The organism is Streptomyces sp. NPDC020742, assembly GCF_040641675.1.
In the GTDB taxonomy this organism is placed as follows: domain Bacteria; phylum Actinomycetota; class Actinomycetes; order Streptomycetales; family Streptomycetaceae; genus Streptomyces.
This window is the reverse complement of the sequence record NZ_JBFAEA010000003.1, coordinates 184,940-199,788: the sequence shown is the minus strand read 5'-3', so window position 1 is coordinate 199,788 and position 14,849 is coordinate 184,940. Positions and strand designations below refer to the sequence as shown.

Here is a 14,849-nt window from a genome sequence, read left to right as displayed (position 1 = left end):
CATCCCTACCTACGGAACAAGGAGTTCGGCAATGGGTGACAGCGGTTCGATGGACAAGATGAAGGGCAAGGCCAAGGAGAAGGCCGGCGAGGCCATGGGCAACGACCGGATGCGGGCCGAGGGCCGTACCGACCGTGCCAAGGGCAAGGCCAAGGGCGCCATGCACGAGGCCAAGGAGAACATCCGCGGCGTCAAGGACTCCCTGAAGGGCAAGCGGGACTGACGTCCGGCGGGGGCGTGGCGGGCGTACTGCCCCGTCTCCCGGAGCGTCCCCGGCCCGCCACGCCCCCGCCGCACATCAGAAGAACCCGCCACGCCCCGCCGGATGGTCCTGCCGCACCTCCGGACCCGCCGCGCCGGCCCTGCCCGTACGGCAGCCGGCCCCGCGGCCGCCCCCGAGACGGTCAGGCCCCCACGGACGCCACGGGCGGTGCGTGGGCCGCGCCGTCCCCTGCCGCCGGCTCCCCACATGAGATCCGACACCTACTTCGGAGTGTCACCGGAGGGTCGTTCGGCGGCGGCCGTGAGCTGTTGGGCCAGGTCCTTGAGCGATTGGCGCAGTTCGTCGGGGCCATGGACGGTGAAGGGCCATTCCAGCGAGGCGAGCAGGCGAGCCACGCTGTCCAGCTGTGCGGCCTGTGCGCGCATCAGTACGCCGGTGGGTGTGGCGGTGAGGGTGGTGATCGTGCGGGGCAGCCGGCGCGCGATGTCCTGGAGGGGGCCTTCGATCAGCACCTCGACCTGCCACGGCGCGGGTGTCCGGGCCAGGGACGCGGTGAGGTGGGTAACCGGGTCGAAGTCGTCGGGCGCGGTGAACGTCGCTGCGCTGGGCGAGGCGGACGCGATCCGGTCGATGCGAAAGGTGCGCAGGCTGTCACGGAGGTGATCGTGACCGACGAGGTACCAGCACCCGGAATGGAAGACCACCCCGTACGGGTCGACGTCGCGCTCGGTGTGTTCCTGGTGCCAGGAGCGGTAGCGCAGGCCGACGGTGTGACCGGAGCGGCAGGCCTGCGCCAGGGTCAACAGGACGCCTGCTTCGGGGGATTGCGCGAGCACGGTGTTGGTGGTGAAGGACAGGGTGTCCCGCATGGCTGCCAGCGGTGCACGCAGGGGGTCCGGGAGCACTCGTTCGATCTTGGCGAGGGCGCCGGCGCCGGCCGGCGCGGTGGTGCTCATGCCCAGACGCTCCCCGGCGAGCAGGCCCAGCATGACCACGAGGGCTTCTTCATTGGTGAGCATCAGCGGTGGCATCCGGTAGCCACGGGCCAGCCGGTAGCCACCGAAGCGGCCTCGGTCCGATTCCACCGGGATGCCCAACTCGCGCAGGCGTGCCGTATAGCGCCGCACCGTGCGCACGTCGGTCCCCAGGCGGTCCGCCAGCTGTGCGCCGGTCAGTCCTGGGTGTGTCTGGAGGAGTTCCAGCAGGGCCAGTACGCGCGTCAAGGGGTATGACATGGATCACTCGGCATTTCAGGGCGGAAACTGTCCTGTATGGACCCTACTCTCGCCATGACCCCTTAAATCCAAGGAGAAACCGCATGGCTACCTTCGTACTCGTCCCCGGTGCCTGGCTCGGAGCCTGGGCGTGGGAGGCCACCGCCCAGGTGCTGCGGGACCGCGGGCACACGGCGCTGCCGGTGACGCTGACCGGCCTGGGCGAACGATCTGCCCTCGCCACCCCGGAGGTGGGCCTGGACACGCACATCGCCGACATCACCGCGTTCGTCGTGGAGCAGGACCTGCGTGATGTCACCCTCGTGGCGCACAGCTACGCGGCGGTGCCCGTCACCGGCGCTGCGGGCAGCCTCGGACCGCGACTGGAGCGCCTGGTCTATCTCGACAGCGCTCCCTTTGCCGAGGGCACGTGTCTGCTCGACGTCATGCCGGACGAGGTGGTGGACCAACTGCACGAGCAGGTTGCCGAGCGTGGAGACGGATGGCGGCTGCCCTTGCCGCCCTTCGAGCTGCTCGGCGCGTTCAGCTCTCTCGACGGGCTTGCCGAGGACCAGCTCGACCTGCTGCGGACGCGGGCCACGCCCCAACCGTTCTGCACCTTCGCGCAGCGGCTGCCCCGACCCGGTGAGCTCGGCCCTGACGTCGACCACGTGGTGGTCACCTGCCGTGATACCGAGGCTCTCCTGGATGCCGGGACGCCGACGCTGGCCTTCCTCAACCAGTCACCGTGGCGGCGCTTCCCGCTCCCCACCGGGCATTGGCCCATGCTGTCCGCGCCCGTCGAACTCGCCCGGACCCTCGACGCGGTCGTTTCTTCCGGGGGCTGACAGCCACGGCCTGCTCCGCTGGACGCCGCCGGTCCTGTCGACGTCGTGCGAGGCCAACTCGGTTGTCGGGGCGTGACTTTGCCCCACGGCGTACGGAACCCCCCACCCTCTGCCCAAGATCACCGAACGGGCAGAATGGGCCGTATGCCGACTACGAACAGGAACGACTCCGCCAACTCCCCGGTGAACGCCCCGGTGACGGCCGCGATCGAGGACGCCGGTGTCGTCAGCCGCCTCCTCGCCGGTGCCTTCGTCGACGACCCGATGATGCGCTGGTTCTTCCCCGATGACGCCTCCCGCCCGGCGCAGCTGGGTCGTTACTTCACCACGCTCTTCACCCGGCAGTACGCCCGGCACGGTGTGTGCGAGCGGACCGAGGCGGCCGCCGCCTTCTGGGTGGCGCCGGAGGGGCAGGCCAAGGCCGTGCCCGACGAGGAGACCGTCCAGGAACTGCAGAACCTCCTCGGCGACCGGGCCTCGCTGTTCCAGGACGCCGTCGAGGCGGCGGCCCGGCACGCACCGCAGGAACCGCACTGGTACCTGGCGGTGGTCGGCGCCGACCCCGCCGCCCAGGGCCGCGGACACGGCGCCGCCCTGCTGCGCTCGGGCCTGGCCCGGGCCGATGCGGCGGGGCTGCCCGCCTACTTGGAGTCGTCGAAGCCGTCGAACCTTCCGTTCTACGAGTACTTCGGGTTCACCGTGCAGGAGGAGCTGAAGCTGCCGGGCGGCGGGCCTGCGCTGTGGGCGATGCGGCGCGAGCCGCGCCGACCGGCCGGCGCATAGCCGGCGTCGGCGGGGACGACCGCTTCCGAACCGTCCTTGTCGTTGCCCTGGTCGTGACGTGGTGGCTGGCCAACGCCGGTGCGACGTGCCGCCGTTCGCTGTCAGGGCCGCCCCGCCCGGTCGCGTGACGGGCCAAGAGGATCACCGCCACGCGTGGTGGCGGTGATCAGCACGGCCGCCACGCTGAAGGCGAGGCCGACGAGGACGGTTCCGCCGAGATCGCCGGTGACGGTGATGGCTCGGCTGCCGAGCGTGGTGGCCGCCGCGACCCCGAGGGTGATGGCGGAGGTGTGCACGGTGTTCACCAGGACGTTCGGCTCCCCGACGGTGATCACCCGGTTCACCAGAAGGGGATTCAAGGCGATTCCTGCCCCTCCGAGGAACACGGTCGCCGTCACGATCAACGGCGAGAGCCCGGGTGCCAGCAGGAAGACGAGCAGGGCGGCGAGTTGGGCGATGACGCCTGAGACCAGCCACCCTCGGGCGGCCCCAGCCGGGACGCGGCCGGCGAGGTGGTTGACGGTGAACGCCGAGGCACCGAAGCCGAACATCGTCAGAGTGGCCTGGGGTGCGGTGAGGCCGGCTCGCTGGAGCAGCGGGTCGATGAAGGTGAAGGCCGTAAAGGCACCGCCGATGGTGAGGAAGCTGGTGAGGTACCTCAGCCACAGGTGTCCGTTGCGCAACGCGCCGAGAGACGCCGGCCGTTCACCGGACCTTCCCGGTGCCTCGGGTACGGCAAGGCGTACCGCGAGAGCCATGGCGGCCGCAGCCGCCGCCAGCACGACGAACGACGCTCGCCAGCCGACGGTCGTCGCCAGCACATGGCTCAGCGGGAGGCCCAGCAGCGTTCCGGCCATGAGGCCGGTCAGCACGCCGGCTGACATACGGGCCCGGCCGCGCTCATCGCTGAGGCGCATGCCCGTCGAGAGGGCCATCCCGAAGGTCGCCCCGGACAACGCTCCGGCGACCAGGCGCAGCGGGATGAGCAGGTTCGTCTCCGACGTGGCCCCCGCCAGCGCCTCGGCGACCGCGTAGCAGGCCATCACCAGAACCAGTGCGCGCCTGGGCCGGAGTCGCCGGAGGGCCCACGCCACCACCGGCCCTCCGCATCCCATGCCGAGCGAGTAGACCGTCACCAGGAGGCCCAGGTCGGCCACCGGCGCCCCGAGGTCGGCCGACATCGCGGTCAGCATCGCCGCGACCTGGAACTCGCTGCTGGTGACGACGAACAGTGAGCTTGCCAGGACGATGACCACCAGCGTGGGTGAGGAAGTTCTCCGCATGCGGGCTAGCATCAACCTTCACATCAGTATGAAGGTCAAGTCAGGAGGGGCCGGCCACGGATGCGCATCGCTGACGCAGCCGCTCAGATCGGAGTGCCGGCAACCGCCTCCTGACCCGCGCCATTCAGTGTCGCATCGGGCGATGTCCGCCCCGTCGAGCACGGCGCGCTGTCCGGCACCGGCACCCCGCACTCGGTGCCTCGGGAACTTCGTGTCCTGTCAACCGGTGCCCGGTGCGGCCCCGTTGGTCGATCCGGCCGACCATGACGGGGACCGTCGACGGTCAGCCGGACAGGGCATAGCCGCCGATGAAGAGGACCGAGAAGAACAGCAGGATCGCGCCTGCTACGGCCGCCACCACGAGGACGGCCTTGATGGCGCTCTCCGCGGTCCGGCGGTCGCGGGCGGGGTGCGAGGGGAAGGCGGGATCTTCTCCGTTGTGTTCGATCACGGGATCAGCCTGTCGGGCGTGGTGACGGCGGGCCATCCGTAGAAGTACTCATGTGGGTGAGGGGCGCCTGCCGGGCGCGGGGTCAGGTGGCCGGGGTGTACGTCAGGTTCGTGGCCGCCGAGGCCGCGTCGAGCCGCCGCTCGCACTCGGCGCGGTCCTCGCCGGCGCAGACGACGTAGGCGTAGCGGCCCAGGTAGCCGTGCGGCGGTAGCCGCAGCTCGGCGCCGGGGTCCGCGATCGGCTCGGCGTACAGCAGTCCCCGGGACGGGGCCGCCGCCGGGACGGAGACCTCCTCGACGCGGCAGTCCTGCGGCGGGTAGCTGAACCGGATGCCGGTCGCGCGGCGCTCGGTGGGGGTGAGGTCGGGGCGCAGCCCCAGGGCGAGTTCGACGGCCACCCGTCCGGGGCGGATGCCGGTCGCCAGCTCGCCCAGCCAGGGGATCAGGTCGCCGCCGAGGCGGGCGTTGACCTCGATGATGACCGGGCCCTTGGTGGTGAAGCGGACCTCGGTGTGGGTGATGCCGGTCGACACCGACAGCGCCTGGTGGGCCGTCGTCAGGATCCGGAGCAGCTCGGGGTCGCGGAGCAGTGCGTCGTCAGCGTCGACGACATGGCCGGTTTCCTCGAAGTACGGCTCCATGCCGGTCTGTTTGCGGGCGAGGAACATCGGCCGGTACGTGCCGTCGAGGCAGGCGCCGTCGATGCTGATCTCCGGGCCGGTCAGGAACTCCTCCAGCAACACCCCGCCCTCATAGTCGGGCGAGCCGCCGTGGCCGGCCCGTTCCGCCATGGTGAAGGCGTCGTCCAGGCCGTCCGCGTCGTCCACCCGCACCACGCCGATGCTCGCGCCCATGCCGCGCGGCTTGAGCACCATCGGGAAGCCGATCGCGGTGGCCGCCTCGCGGGCCTCGTCCAGGGTGAGCGCCAGGGCGTAGCGGGGCTGGGGAAGGCCGGCCAGGGTGAGGGCGGCGCGGGTGCGGTGCTTGTTGCGGCATCGGTCGGCGCCGTCCGTGGTCAGGCCGGGCAGGCCCAGCTTCTCGGCGATCAACGCGGCGGTCGTCACCAGGGTCTCGTCGTAGGTGAGGACACCGGCTATCCGGTGCGAGGTGGCGAGGCGCAGGGCGGTGCCGAGGAGGCGGTCGCGGTCCGGGATCAGCCGGGTGCGGTCGAGCAGCGGCACCACGCTGGAGCCGGTGAGGTGCGGCAGCTGCCAGGTCGGCTCCGTTGCGTCGATCAGCCACAGCGGGTGCCGCTCGGCGGCGCCGGCGAGCAGGTACTCGCGGTAGCGCTGCTGGCCGCTGCCGATCACGAGCAGTACGTCGGTGGGTGCGGTCATCTTCCTGACTCCTCAGCCGTGACAGGGGCGGTGCGGATGCCCGCCCGGCACCAACCATCGCCGGACGCGGGCGGGTTGACGGCCCCCGGACGACAGCGGCAATCCGCCAGGCGGAAACCTGCCATGGGGAGGAATTCGAGTAAGCGGGATGAGTTCGCCAAGAACACGACAAGCCATGACAAGAATGCGGCATATATGGCTCCGTTTCGCACGCGGAAGCGGTGGTTCATTGCTGTTTGCGGCGTTTCGGTGGGTTTTGTCAAAGGGGCGTATTTCTGCCAGGCGGTTTACCGGGCGTCCTCATGGCCCGCCAACCGGCCCACGCGCTGCCATGGTTGCTGCCGAGGCGGCCCGGGCCCGTTCGCCCTTCGAGGCCCCCGCCCTCCCATTCCGCACGCCGCATCACGAGGAGTCCGCATGTCCCGTATCCGTACTGCCGCAGCTGCCCTCGCGCTCGCCGCGTTCGTCTCGGTCCTGGCCGGCGCCACCACCTCCGGCCCGGGCGACTCGGGCTGGGGCACGGCCCGAGCCGGAGGTGACGACTCGGGCTGGGGCTTGGCCCCGGTGACCACCGACGCCAGACCGGTGGCCGACCTGCGGATCTGACCCACCCATCCGGCTCCGGGCGCACACCGCCGGGGCGTCACGCCACTGCACGAGGGGAAGTTCATGTCCAAGCACGACGTCGAAGTCCTGGCCATAGGGGCCGGCCCGGCCAATCTGGCGCTGGCCGTGGCGCTGGAGGAGCTCGCGCCGCCCCACCTGGCCGGCGAGACCCTCCTGCTGGAGCAGGGCGACACCGTCGCCTGGCAGCGCGGCATGCTGCTGCCCTGGTCCCAGAGCCAGGTCTCCTTCCTCAAGGACCTGGTGACCCTGCGCAACCCGCGCAGCAAGTTCTCCTTCGTCAACTACCTGCACGAGAGCGGGCGGTTGGAGGAGTTCGTCAACCTCTCCACCTTCACCCCGTACCGCAGCGAGATATCCGACTACCAGCGCTGGGTGGCCGAGTCCCTCGACCGGGTCCGGGTGCGGTACGGCTCCAAGGTCACCTCGCTGACCCCGCACCGGGACCAGGACGGCCGGGTCGACGGCTGGCTCGCGCACACCGAGGACGGCGCGGTCATCAGCGGCCGGCACCTCGTCGTGGGCGCCGGCCGGGACGCCAACGTCCCCGCGGTCTTCCGCGGGCTCGACGCCGACCGCGTCATCCACAGCACCGCGTACCTGGACCGCATCGCCGCCCGGCCCCGGCGCGCGGGGGAGCGGGTGGTGGTCATCGGCGGGGCCCAGAGCGCCGCCGAGATGTTCCACTCCGTACAGCAGGACCTGCCCGGCTGCGTACCGACGCTGATCATGCGCTCGATCGGCCTCAACCACTACGAGACCAGCAAGTTCACCAACGAGCTCTTCTACTCCGGCTTCGTCGACGACTTCTACGACGCGGACCCCGCCGCCCGCAGCAGCATCCTGGAGGAGATGCACCGCACCAACTACGCGGGGCTCACCCCGGTCATGCTGGAGCAGCTCTACCGGCAGGTCTACCTGGACCGGATGCGCGGCGAGAAGGGCCTGTCGATCCGCACCATGACCCAGGTCACCGACGCCCGGGACACCGGCGACGAGGTCGTGTTGACCCTGGCCAACCGGCTGACCGGCGCCGTCGAGGAGCTCTCCTGCGACCTCGTACTGCTCGGCACCGGATTCCGCCCCGAGCAGCCCGCCGTCATCCGGCACCTGGCCGACGCGCTGGGCCTGGAGAAGATCGAGGTCGGCCGCGACTACCGGCTGGACATCGGCGAACAGTCCACCGCCAGCTGCTACCTGCAGGGCGTCAACGAGGCCACGCACGGCATCGCCGACTCACTGCTGAGCATCCTCGCCACCCGCAGCGAGGAGATCGCCCGGAACCTGATCGGTCACGCCGCGCAGTCCGCCCAGACCGCGCCCCGCCCCGCCGCCGGGGACCGCGAGCCGGTTCCGGCCGGCCTCTGAACGCCGTACGCGCCGCTCACCCCGTGTCCGCCGGCAAGCCCGCCCTTGCCCTTCCCTCCGTAAGGAACTCCCCTTGGACATCCGTCATTTCGACCGCGCCGCGCTCGGCGCGGAGAACAGCTGGTCGCAACGGCTGCTGCCGTGGCCCACGCTGAACGCGCCCTTCGAAGGCGCCCAGAGCGTCATCCGGGCCGGTGCCTCCTCGCCCAAGCACGCCCACCACGAGTACGAGATCTTCATCGCGGTGAAGGGCGAGGCCGAGATCGAGTCCCGCGGTGAGCGGCTGCCCTTCGTGGCCGGCGACATCGTGCACTTCCCGCCCGGTCACGAACACCAGGTCATCAACGAGACCGACACCGACTTCGAGATGTTCAGCGTCTGGTGGGACAGCGACATGAGCGCGGTCTTCACCGCCCGCCACGAGAGCGAGGGCTGAGCCATGCCGTCCCGCAACGAGCTGGGTGACCGGCGCGTCATCGTCATCGACACCCCGCCCACCCCCAACGGCAGCCTGCACATCGGCCACCTCGCCGGCCCGTTCATCGCCGCCGATGTGCACGCCCGCTACCTGCGGGCCACCGGGCGCGGCGTGCTGTACTCCTCCGGCACGGACGAGAGCCAGACCTACGTGCTGGCCAGCGCCCGCAAGCTCGGCATCGCCCCCGAGGAGCTGGCCCGGCGCTCGTGGACCGGCATCCGCGACACCCTGGAGACGATGGGGATGTCCGTCGACGGCTTCGCGCCGTACGACGACGGCTACCGCGCCACCGTCCTGAGGTTCGTCCAGGAGCTGCACGCCGCCGGCAAGTTCGAGCTGCGCACGGTGCGCCTGCCGTACTCGGAGAAGACCGGTGAGTTCCTCGTCGAGGGCCTGGTCTGCGGCGACTGCCCGATCTGCCTGTCGGAGAGCCGCGGCGGCCTGTGCGAGACCTGCGGCCACCCCAACAACTTCGACGAGCTGATCGGCGCCCGCTCCACCGTCGACCCCACCGACCGGCTCACCACCCGCGAGGCCGAGATCCTCGTCCTGCCGATGGAGGACTACCGGGACCGCCTCACCACCTACTACGCCGAGAAGCTGCCCTATCTGCGGCCCCACATGGCCCAGTTGGTGCGCGAGCTGCTGGACCGCCCGCTCCCCGACTTCGCGATCACCTACCCGATCGCCTGGGGCATCGAGGCGCCGTTCCCCGAGACGCCGGGACAGGTCATCAACGCCTGGGTCGAGGGCATTCCGGCGGTCATGTACACCACCGACCACGCGGCCCGGCAGCTCGGTGAGGAGACCGAGGCCTCCGACGAGCTGTGGCGGACCGACCGCGACCACGAACTGGTCTACTTCATCGGCTTCGACAACATCTGGTTCTGGGGCCTGACCCACCTCGCGCTGATCATGGCCCACGAGGGCCGGTACATCGTCCCCGACGCCATGATCGTCAACGAGTTCTACGAGTTGGAGAACGAGAAGTTCTCCACCAGCCGGGGCCACGTCCTGTACGCCGAGGAACTCCTTCAGGAGGTTCCCCGCGACCTCGTCCGGTTCTACCTGGCCCTGGCCAACCCCGAGAACCAGCGCACCAACTTCAGCCGGGCGGCCCTGGACAAGGTCGCCGGCGAGCGCCTGGTCCAGCCGTGGCAGCGGCTGCGCGCCCGGCTCGCCGAGGCGGCCGGGACCGTCGGCGTCACCACCCTGCCGGTCTCCGACCGGGCCCGCCGGCACGCGGCGATCATGCTGGAGCGCTTCGCCGCCTGCTACGAGCTGGAGGGCTACAGCCTCACCCGGGCCGCCCACCTGATCTGCGTACAGCTGGAGCGGCTGGCCCGGTGGGCCGAGGAGCTCGACCTCAGCTGCCAGAAGCTGGACCGGACGGCGCTCGGCGACCTGTTCCTGGAGGTCCGCGCCCTGATCGCCTGTGCCTCGCCGATCCTGATCGACCTGGCGGAGGCGGCCGCGCTGGCCGACGGCTTCGACGGCTCGCTCGGCTTCGAGACCTACGCGCTCTCCGAGGTCAAGCCGTTCGCCCTGCCGCCGCTCGGCACCACCACCGCCCAGGCCGGCTGACGCCGTGCGGATCATCGTCGTGGGGGGCGGAGTGATCGGCCTCCTCACCGCACTGGAGTGCTCGCTCGCGGGCGCCGAGGTGAGCGTCGTGGACCGGGGCGGGATCCCCAACCCGGAGGCCACCTCCTACGACCGGCACCGGGTCCTGCGGGCCCTGCACGCGGGCGCGCCGGAGGCCGCAGCGGCCATCGAGGCGCACCACCGGTGGGCCGAGGTCGAGTCCCGGCTCGGCGCCGAGGTCTACCACCGGGTCGGGGCCCTGACCGTCCTGGGCCCCGGCGAGCCCGAGGCCTCGGCCGCCGCACTCGCCGAGGTGCCGGGCGCGGTGCGGCTCGACGAGCGGGAGACCGCCGAGCGCTTCCCGCAGCTGCTGCCGCCCCGCGGCAGCCGCGCGGTCCTGGAGCGCAACGGGGGTGTGCTGCTCGCCGACCGGATCCTGACCGGCACCGCCGCGCTGCTGGCTGGCCGGCCGGGGGTGCGGCTGCTGCCGGGCCGGCGGGTGATCGGGGTGGAGGCGCCGTTCGGTCTGGTGCAGCTGGCGGACGGCACCGCGCTGCGCGGGGACGCGGTCGTGGTGGCCGCCGGCCTGTGGTCGCGCGAGCTGCTCGGCCGCGAGCGGTCCGACGGGCTGACCCTGTACCGGCAGACCCAGCTGATGTGCGCGGTGCCCACGACCCTGCGGGAGGTGTGGGAGCGCACGCCCACCATCCCGTCGCTCGGCACCCCGCAGGGCGCCTGGCTGGTCCCGCCGGTGGCCGGGACCCCCCTCAAGCTCAGCGCGGCCGTCGCCTGCCGGCCCGTGGACGAGGTGACCGACCGGGTGGCCCCCCGCGACCAACAGACCCGGCTGGTGCTGCACTTCAGCGCGTTGCTGCGCGGATTCCGGGCCGAGTGGATCGAGCGGGCCGAGGACAGCTACTACCTCGCCGACCGCACGACCCACGGCCCGGTCCTCGGGCAGCTGGGCGAGGACAACGCATGGATCTACGCGGCCTGCGGCGGCTCCTCGTTCAAATTCGCCCCCCTGATAGCCCGTTCACTGGCCCGCCGGGCACTGGGCACCGGGCCCGGCGTGCCGACCGGCCTGGCCGCCGTGGACCGCCCGGTGCGGATGCCCGGCCGGCTGCGCGTCCCCGACCACTTGATCTCAGGAGTTGCACCATGACCACCTCACTGGCCCCCGGGGCACGGCAGGCGGCAAAACCACCCGGCCCGGACCGGTCCGAGTGGCTGATCCTCCCGGCGAACTTCGTCACCTTCCTCGGCAACGGCATCCAGCTGATGGGCGCTTCGCTGCTGGTCCTCGAAGAGCAGCGGACCGCGCTGTCGGTGGGCTGGCTGTTCATCGTGGTGGCCATTCCGCAGGTGCTGCTCTCCATGGTGTTCGGGCGGCTCGTGGACCGGTTCGACCGGCGGACGATGTGCCTGGTGTGCGATGTGGCCAGCGCCCTGGCGGCCCTGTCGCTGCCGGTCGCCCTCGCGCTCGGGGCCCCCACCCAGGTCACCGCGTACGTCGTGACCTTCGTCCTGTCGCTGATCTCCGCCGCGTTCAACCCGGCCAGCAACGCCCTGGTGCGGGAGCGGGTGCGGTTCGAGCGGCTCGGACCGTTCAACGCCAACTTCTCGATGTCGACGCAGGCGGGCTCGCTGCTGTCGGCGGCCGTCGGCGGCTTCCTGATCCAGGGCTTCGGCCTGATGCCGATGTTCTACTTCAACGCCGTCACCTTCGCCTTCTCCGCGGTGTGCTGGATACTGCTCGGCCGCAAGCCGCAGGTGGGCACGGAGCAGACCGCCGAGGACGAGGCCGCGACCACCGCGGCGACGGGCGGGCCGGTCAAGCGCCTCGGGCTGCTCCTCGCCGTCGGCAGCGTCAACATCACCGTCAGCAATGTGCTGCTGGTGGTCCTGGTCATCCAGGTGTTCAAGGAGCGCGCGGGCATCTTCGGCCTGGTCGACGCGCTGGCCGGGGCCGGCATGCTGGTCGGCGCGGCCGTCTACAAACGGATCTCCGCACGGGTCTCCAACCTGACGCTGGCGGCCTTCGGCTTCGCGGGGAACGCGGCGCTGATCGCCGTGGAGCCCTTCCACATCGCCGCGCTGATGAGCGCGATCCCGTTCGCCGCCTTCGCCTTCGGCTTCGCCTCGATCTCCTCCCGCACCCTGCTGATGCGGGCCATCGACGACAGCCGCTCGGGCCGGGTGTTCGGCACCGTCAACGCGGTCAGCCTGGCGGCCGGCCTGGTCGTCACGATCACCCTGTCCTACCTCGCCGACCACCAATCCGTGGCCCTGGCCTTCTGGAGCCTGTCGATCCTGATCGGCGTGGTCCCGCTGGCCGCGCTCGCCACCATGCGCCGTTTCTACGCCGAGCGGGAGCCGGCCACCGCCGCGCCCGTGCCCCGGCCCGCCGACTGACCCGAGGAGCTGCACCATGAAACTGCTCGCGCTGGAGGCCCTCCAGAACGCCCAGTACTACCTGTCCCGCTACCAGCAGGTCGAGGAGTTCGGGGCAGAGCTGTACGTCCTGAACGGCCGGGGCGAGGACGACTACTGGCCCGCCGAGCGCTACCGCGTCGCCGGCTCGCAGGAGATCGACGACATCATCGCCGCCGCCCGCGACTGGCACGCGCAGGAGCACTTCGAGGGCGTGCTGACCTTCTCCGAGGCCGGAGTGGTCACCGTCGCCGCGGTGGCCGAGGCGCTCGGGCTGCCCGGCATCGGGGTGGAGGCGGCCCGCACCAGCCGCAACAAGTTCCTGATGCGCCAGGCCCACGAGAAGGGCGGCGCCCCCATCCCGGCCTTCCGTCTGGTGTCCGACGTGGCCGAGGCGCTCGCGGCCGGCGAGGAGTTCGGCTACCCCGTCATCCTCAAGCCGACGCTGGGTGCGGCCAGCAACTTTGTCTTCCGCATCGAGGACGCCGACGACATGGCCGAGCGCTTCGGCCAGGCCCTCGACGGCATCGCGACGATGTCCTGGTACCGGATGGAGGCACAGGGCATCGACCTGGGCCCCCAGGGCCTGCTGGTCGAATCCTTCCTGGACGGGCGGGAGTTCCTGTGCGAGGCGGTCGCCTGGGACGGCGAGGTGTACCTCGGCTCGATCGTCGACCGGGTCACCGTCGAGGGCGACACCTTCGACGACGATGTGCACGCCGCCCCCACCTCGCTGACCCCCGACCAGATCGAGGAGCTGCACCACGCGGTCCGGGCCGGCGTACGCGCCCAGGGCGTCACCCACGGTGTGCTGCACGCCGAGGTCCGCTACCACCAGGGCGCCCCGCACATCCTGGAGATCGCGGTGCGCCCCGGTGGCGGTGGGCTCGACCACATCGCCCGGCTCACCGCGGGCCACTGTCCGATCCGGGCCCTGATGGACACCGCGCGCGGCGTCCGGCCGCAGGTCGGTCCGTACACCCCGACCGGGGTGCACATCGCGGGCATGGCCCTGCTGTGCGCCTCCGGACGGATCGAGCGGGTCGACGTCCCGGCCGAGGTCGGCGACTCCGACAAGGTGTTCTTCTTCAAGATCACCGCCCGGCCGGGTGACGTCATCCGGCGTCCCCCCGAGGGCAACTCCATCCTCGGCTTCCTCGGCGTCACCGGCACTTCCTTCGAGGACGCCATGGACACCGCGACCGACCTCGCCCGCTCCATCGACGTGACGTTCACCCGCTAGCGCACCCCGTCGCCGCAGGGCCCACCGGGCCCGCGGGACCCTCACGAGCACCCCGGGCCGGCCCGTCACCCGGCCGGCCCGGCTCCCCCCTTTCCGCACCCGAGGAGAGATCGCCATGCCCTACCCACAGCCCATCGAGCCGCTGCTGACCGCCGAGGCCCCGCGCACCCGCACCGCGATACCGCGCCGGCTGCTGATGTGCCGCCCCAGCCACTTCGACGTGCACTACTCCATCAACCCGTGGATGCACCCCGAGAAGCCGGTGGACGCGGAACTCGCCCTCGCCCAATGGGAGACGCTGCGCGCGCTGTACGAGGAGCTCGGGCACACCGTCGAGCTGATCGACCCGCTCGACGGGCTGCCCGACATGGTGTTCGCCGCCAACGGCGCCACCGTCGTCGACGGCAAGGTGTTCGGCGCCCGCTTCCGCCACGTCGAGCGCACCGCGGAGGGCCCCGCCTACCTGGACTGGTTCCGCGACCAGGGCTACCAGGAGCTGTGCTGGCCGGAGTTCATCAACGAGGGCGAGGGCGACTACCTCCTGGTCGGGCGCCGGCTGCTGGCCGGCACCGGGTTCCGCACCGACCCGCGCTCGCACGCCGAGGCCCAGGAGTTCTTCGGCGTCCCGGTCACCGGACTGACCCTGGTCAACCCGGAGTTCTACCACCTGGACACCGCGCTCGCGGTGCTGTCCGACTCCGAGGTCATGTACTACCCGGCCGCCTTCACCCCCGGCAGCCGCGCCGTGCTCCGCGAGCTGTACCCGGACGCGATCCTCGCCACCGAAGCGGACGCCGCGGTCTTCGGCCTCAACGCCTTCAGCGACGGCCACAACGTGCTGTTGCCGCAGGCGGCCACCCACCTCATCGACGCACTGCGCGAGCGGGGCTTCGCGCCGCGCGGCGTCGACCTGTCCGAGCTGCTCAAGGCCGGCGGCAGCGTCAAGTGCTGCACGCTGGAACTCCGCGACCGCGCCTGAGC

At 71.4% G+C, this 14,849-nt stretch carries 15 protein-coding genes; 11 read left to right on the top strand and 4 right to left on the bottom strand.

The window, feature by feature from the left end; translation table 11 throughout:
• Nucleotides 1-31: 31 nt before the first annotated feature.
• On the top strand, nucleotides 32-223 hold the full coding sequence (locus tag AB0G84_RS08340) for a CsbD family protein (RefSeq protein WP_361317318.1): 192 nt from the start codon (nucleotides 32-34) through the stop codon (nucleotides 221-223).
• Between the two features lie 260 nt (nucleotides 224-483).
• Here the strand turns inward: AB0G84_RS08340 and AB0G84_RS08335 are convergent, their stop codons facing one another.
• A complete protein-coding gene (locus AB0G84_RS08335) occupies nucleotides 484-1,446 on the bottom strand; it encodes a YafY family protein (protein WP_361317315.1) in 963 nt (320 codons plus the stop codon).
• Nucleotides 1,447-1,541: 95 nt separating this feature from the next.
• On the opposite strand from AB0G84_RS08335, the gene AB0G84_RS08330 reads away from it, so the two are divergent.
• Entirely contained in the window at nucleotides 1,542-2,285 is a 744-nt protein-coding gene (locus AB0G84_RS08330; RefSeq protein ID WP_361317313.1) for an alpha/beta fold hydrolase, read from the top strand.
• A gap of 144 nt (nucleotides 2,286-2,429) precedes the next feature.
• Nucleotides 2,430-3,068, top strand: coding sequence for a GNAT family N-acetyltransferase (locus tag AB0G84_RS08325; RefSeq protein ID WP_361317310.1), 639 nt, complete (start codon nucleotides 2,430-2,432; stop codon nucleotides 3,066-3,068).
• Between the two features lie 101 nt (nucleotides 3,069-3,169).
• On the opposite strand, the gene AB0G84_RS08320 is transcribed toward AB0G84_RS08325, so the two are convergent.
• The 3 genes from AB0G84_RS08320 to AB0G84_RS08310 form a co-directional block, all read right to left on the bottom strand.
• Entirely contained in the window at nucleotides 3,170-4,351 is a 1,182-nt protein-coding gene (locus tag AB0G84_RS08320) for an MFS transporter (protein ID WP_361317307.1), read from the bottom strand.
• Between the two features lie 283 nt (nucleotides 4,352-4,634).
• Entirely contained in the window at nucleotides 4,635-4,802 is a 168-nt protein-coding gene (locus AB0G84_RS08315) for a hypothetical protein (protein WP_361317304.1), read from the bottom strand.
• Nucleotides 4,803-4,884: 82 nt separating this feature from the next.
• Complete coding sequence (locus tag AB0G84_RS08310) at nucleotides 4,885-6,138, bottom strand: ATP-grasp domain-containing protein (RefSeq protein WP_361317302.1); 1,254 nt, start codon at nucleotides 6,136-6,138, stop codon at nucleotides 4,885-4,887.
• 417 nt (nucleotides 6,139-6,555) lie between these two features.
• Between AB0G84_RS08310 and AB0G84_RS08305 the strand changes: the two genes are divergently transcribed.
• The 8 genes from AB0G84_RS08305 to ddaH all read left to right on the top strand — a co-directional run bounded on the left by AB0G84_RS08305 (nucleotide 6,556) and on the right by ddaH (nucleotide 14,847).
• Nucleotides 6,556-6,744: a hypothetical protein gene (locus AB0G84_RS08305; protein ID WP_361317300.1), complete on the top strand. Its 189-nt coding sequence runs from the start codon at nucleotides 6,556-6,558 to the stop codon at nucleotides 6,742-6,744.
• A gap of 63 nt (nucleotides 6,745-6,807) precedes the next feature.
• Nucleotides 6,808-8,130, top strand: a complete 1,323-nt coding sequence (locus AB0G84_RS08300) for a SidA/IucD/PvdA family monooxygenase (RefSeq protein ID WP_361317298.1) — start codon at nucleotides 6,808-6,810, stop codon at nucleotides 8,128-8,130.
• 73 nt (nucleotides 8,131-8,203) lie between these two features.
• Nucleotides 8,204-8,566 carry a cupin domain-containing protein gene (locus AB0G84_RS08295; RefSeq protein ID WP_361317295.1) on the top strand — a complete coding sequence of 121 codons (363 nt, stop codon included), beginning with the start codon at nucleotides 8,204-8,206 and terminating at the stop codon, nucleotides 8,564-8,566.
• 3 nt (nucleotides 8,567-8,569) lie between these two features.
• Nucleotides 8,570-10,192 carry a class I tRNA ligase family protein gene (locus tag AB0G84_RS08290; RefSeq protein ID WP_361317293.1) on the top strand — a complete coding sequence of 541 codons (1,623 nt, stop codon included), beginning with the start codon at nucleotides 8,570-8,572 and terminating at the stop codon, nucleotides 10,190-10,192.
• 4 nt (nucleotides 10,193-10,196) lie between these two features.
• Complete coding sequence (locus AB0G84_RS08285; RefSeq protein ID WP_361317291.1) at nucleotides 10,197-11,357, top strand: FAD-dependent oxidoreductase; 1,161 nt, start codon at nucleotides 10,197-10,199, stop codon at nucleotides 11,355-11,357.
• Nucleotides 11,354-12,607 (top strand): MFS transporter, encoded by a 1,254-nt coding sequence (locus AB0G84_RS08280; RefSeq protein WP_361317289.1) that lies wholly within the window; start codon nucleotides 11,354-11,356, stop codon nucleotides 12,605-12,607. Before AB0G84_RS08285 ends, AB0G84_RS08280 begins: the two co-directional genes overlap by 4 nt.
• A gap of 16 nt (nucleotides 12,608-12,623) precedes the next feature.
• The gene (locus tag AB0G84_RS08275) at nucleotides 12,624-13,868 is read left to right on the top strand and encodes an ATP-grasp domain-containing protein (RefSeq protein ID WP_361317286.1); all 1,245 of its coding nucleotides are present in this window, start codon (nucleotides 12,624-12,626) and stop codon (nucleotides 13,866-13,868) included.
• 115 nt (nucleotides 13,869-13,983) lie between these two features.
• A complete protein-coding gene (gene ddaH / locus AB0G84_RS08270) occupies nucleotides 13,984-14,847 on the top strand; it encodes a dimethylargininase (protein WP_361317283.1) in 864 nt (287 codons plus the stop codon).
• The last annotated feature ends 2 nt before the right edge of the window (nucleotides 14,848-14,849 follow it).

Coding starts and splice junctions, on each gene's coding strand:
- AB0G84_RS08340 (WP_361317318.1), top strand. CDS start 32: ATGGGTGACAGCGGTTCGATGGACAAGATGAAGGGCAAGGCCAAGGAG.
- AB0G84_RS08330 (WP_361317313.1), top strand. CDS start 1,542: ATGGCTACCTTCGTACTCGTCCCCGGTGCCTGGCTCGGAGCCTGGGCG.
- AB0G84_RS08325 (WP_361317310.1), top strand. CDS start 2,430: ATGCCGACTACGAACAGGAACGACTCCGCCAACTCCCCGGTGAACGCC.
- AB0G84_RS08320 (WP_361317307.1), bottom strand. CDS start 4,351: ATGCGGAGAACTTCCTCACCCACGCTGGTGGTCATCGTCCTGGCAAGC.
- AB0G84_RS08310 (WP_361317302.1), bottom strand. CDS start 6,138: ATGACCGCACCCACCGACGTACTGCTCGTGATCGGCAGCGGCCAGCAG.
- AB0G84_RS08305 (WP_361317300.1), top strand. CDS start 6,556: ATGTCCCGTATCCGTACTGCCGCAGCTGCCCTCGCGCTCGCCGCGTTC.
- AB0G84_RS08300 (WP_361317298.1), top strand. CDS start 6,808: ATGTCCAAGCACGACGTCGAAGTCCTGGCCATAGGGGCCGGCCCGGCC.
- AB0G84_RS08290 (WP_361317293.1), top strand. CDS start 8,570: ATGCCGTCCCGCAACGAGCTGGGTGACCGGCGCGTCATCGTCATCGAC.
- AB0G84_RS08280 (WP_361317289.1), top strand. CDS start 11,354: ATGACCACCTCACTGGCCCCCGGGGCACGGCAGGCGGCAAAACCACCC.
- AB0G84_RS08275 (WP_361317286.1), top strand. CDS start 12,624: ATGAAACTGCTCGCGCTGGAGGCCCTCCAGAACGCCCAGTACTACCTG.
- ddaH (WP_361317283.1), top strand. CDS start 13,984: ATGCCCTACCCACAGCCCATCGAGCCGCTGCTGACCGCCGAGGCCCCG.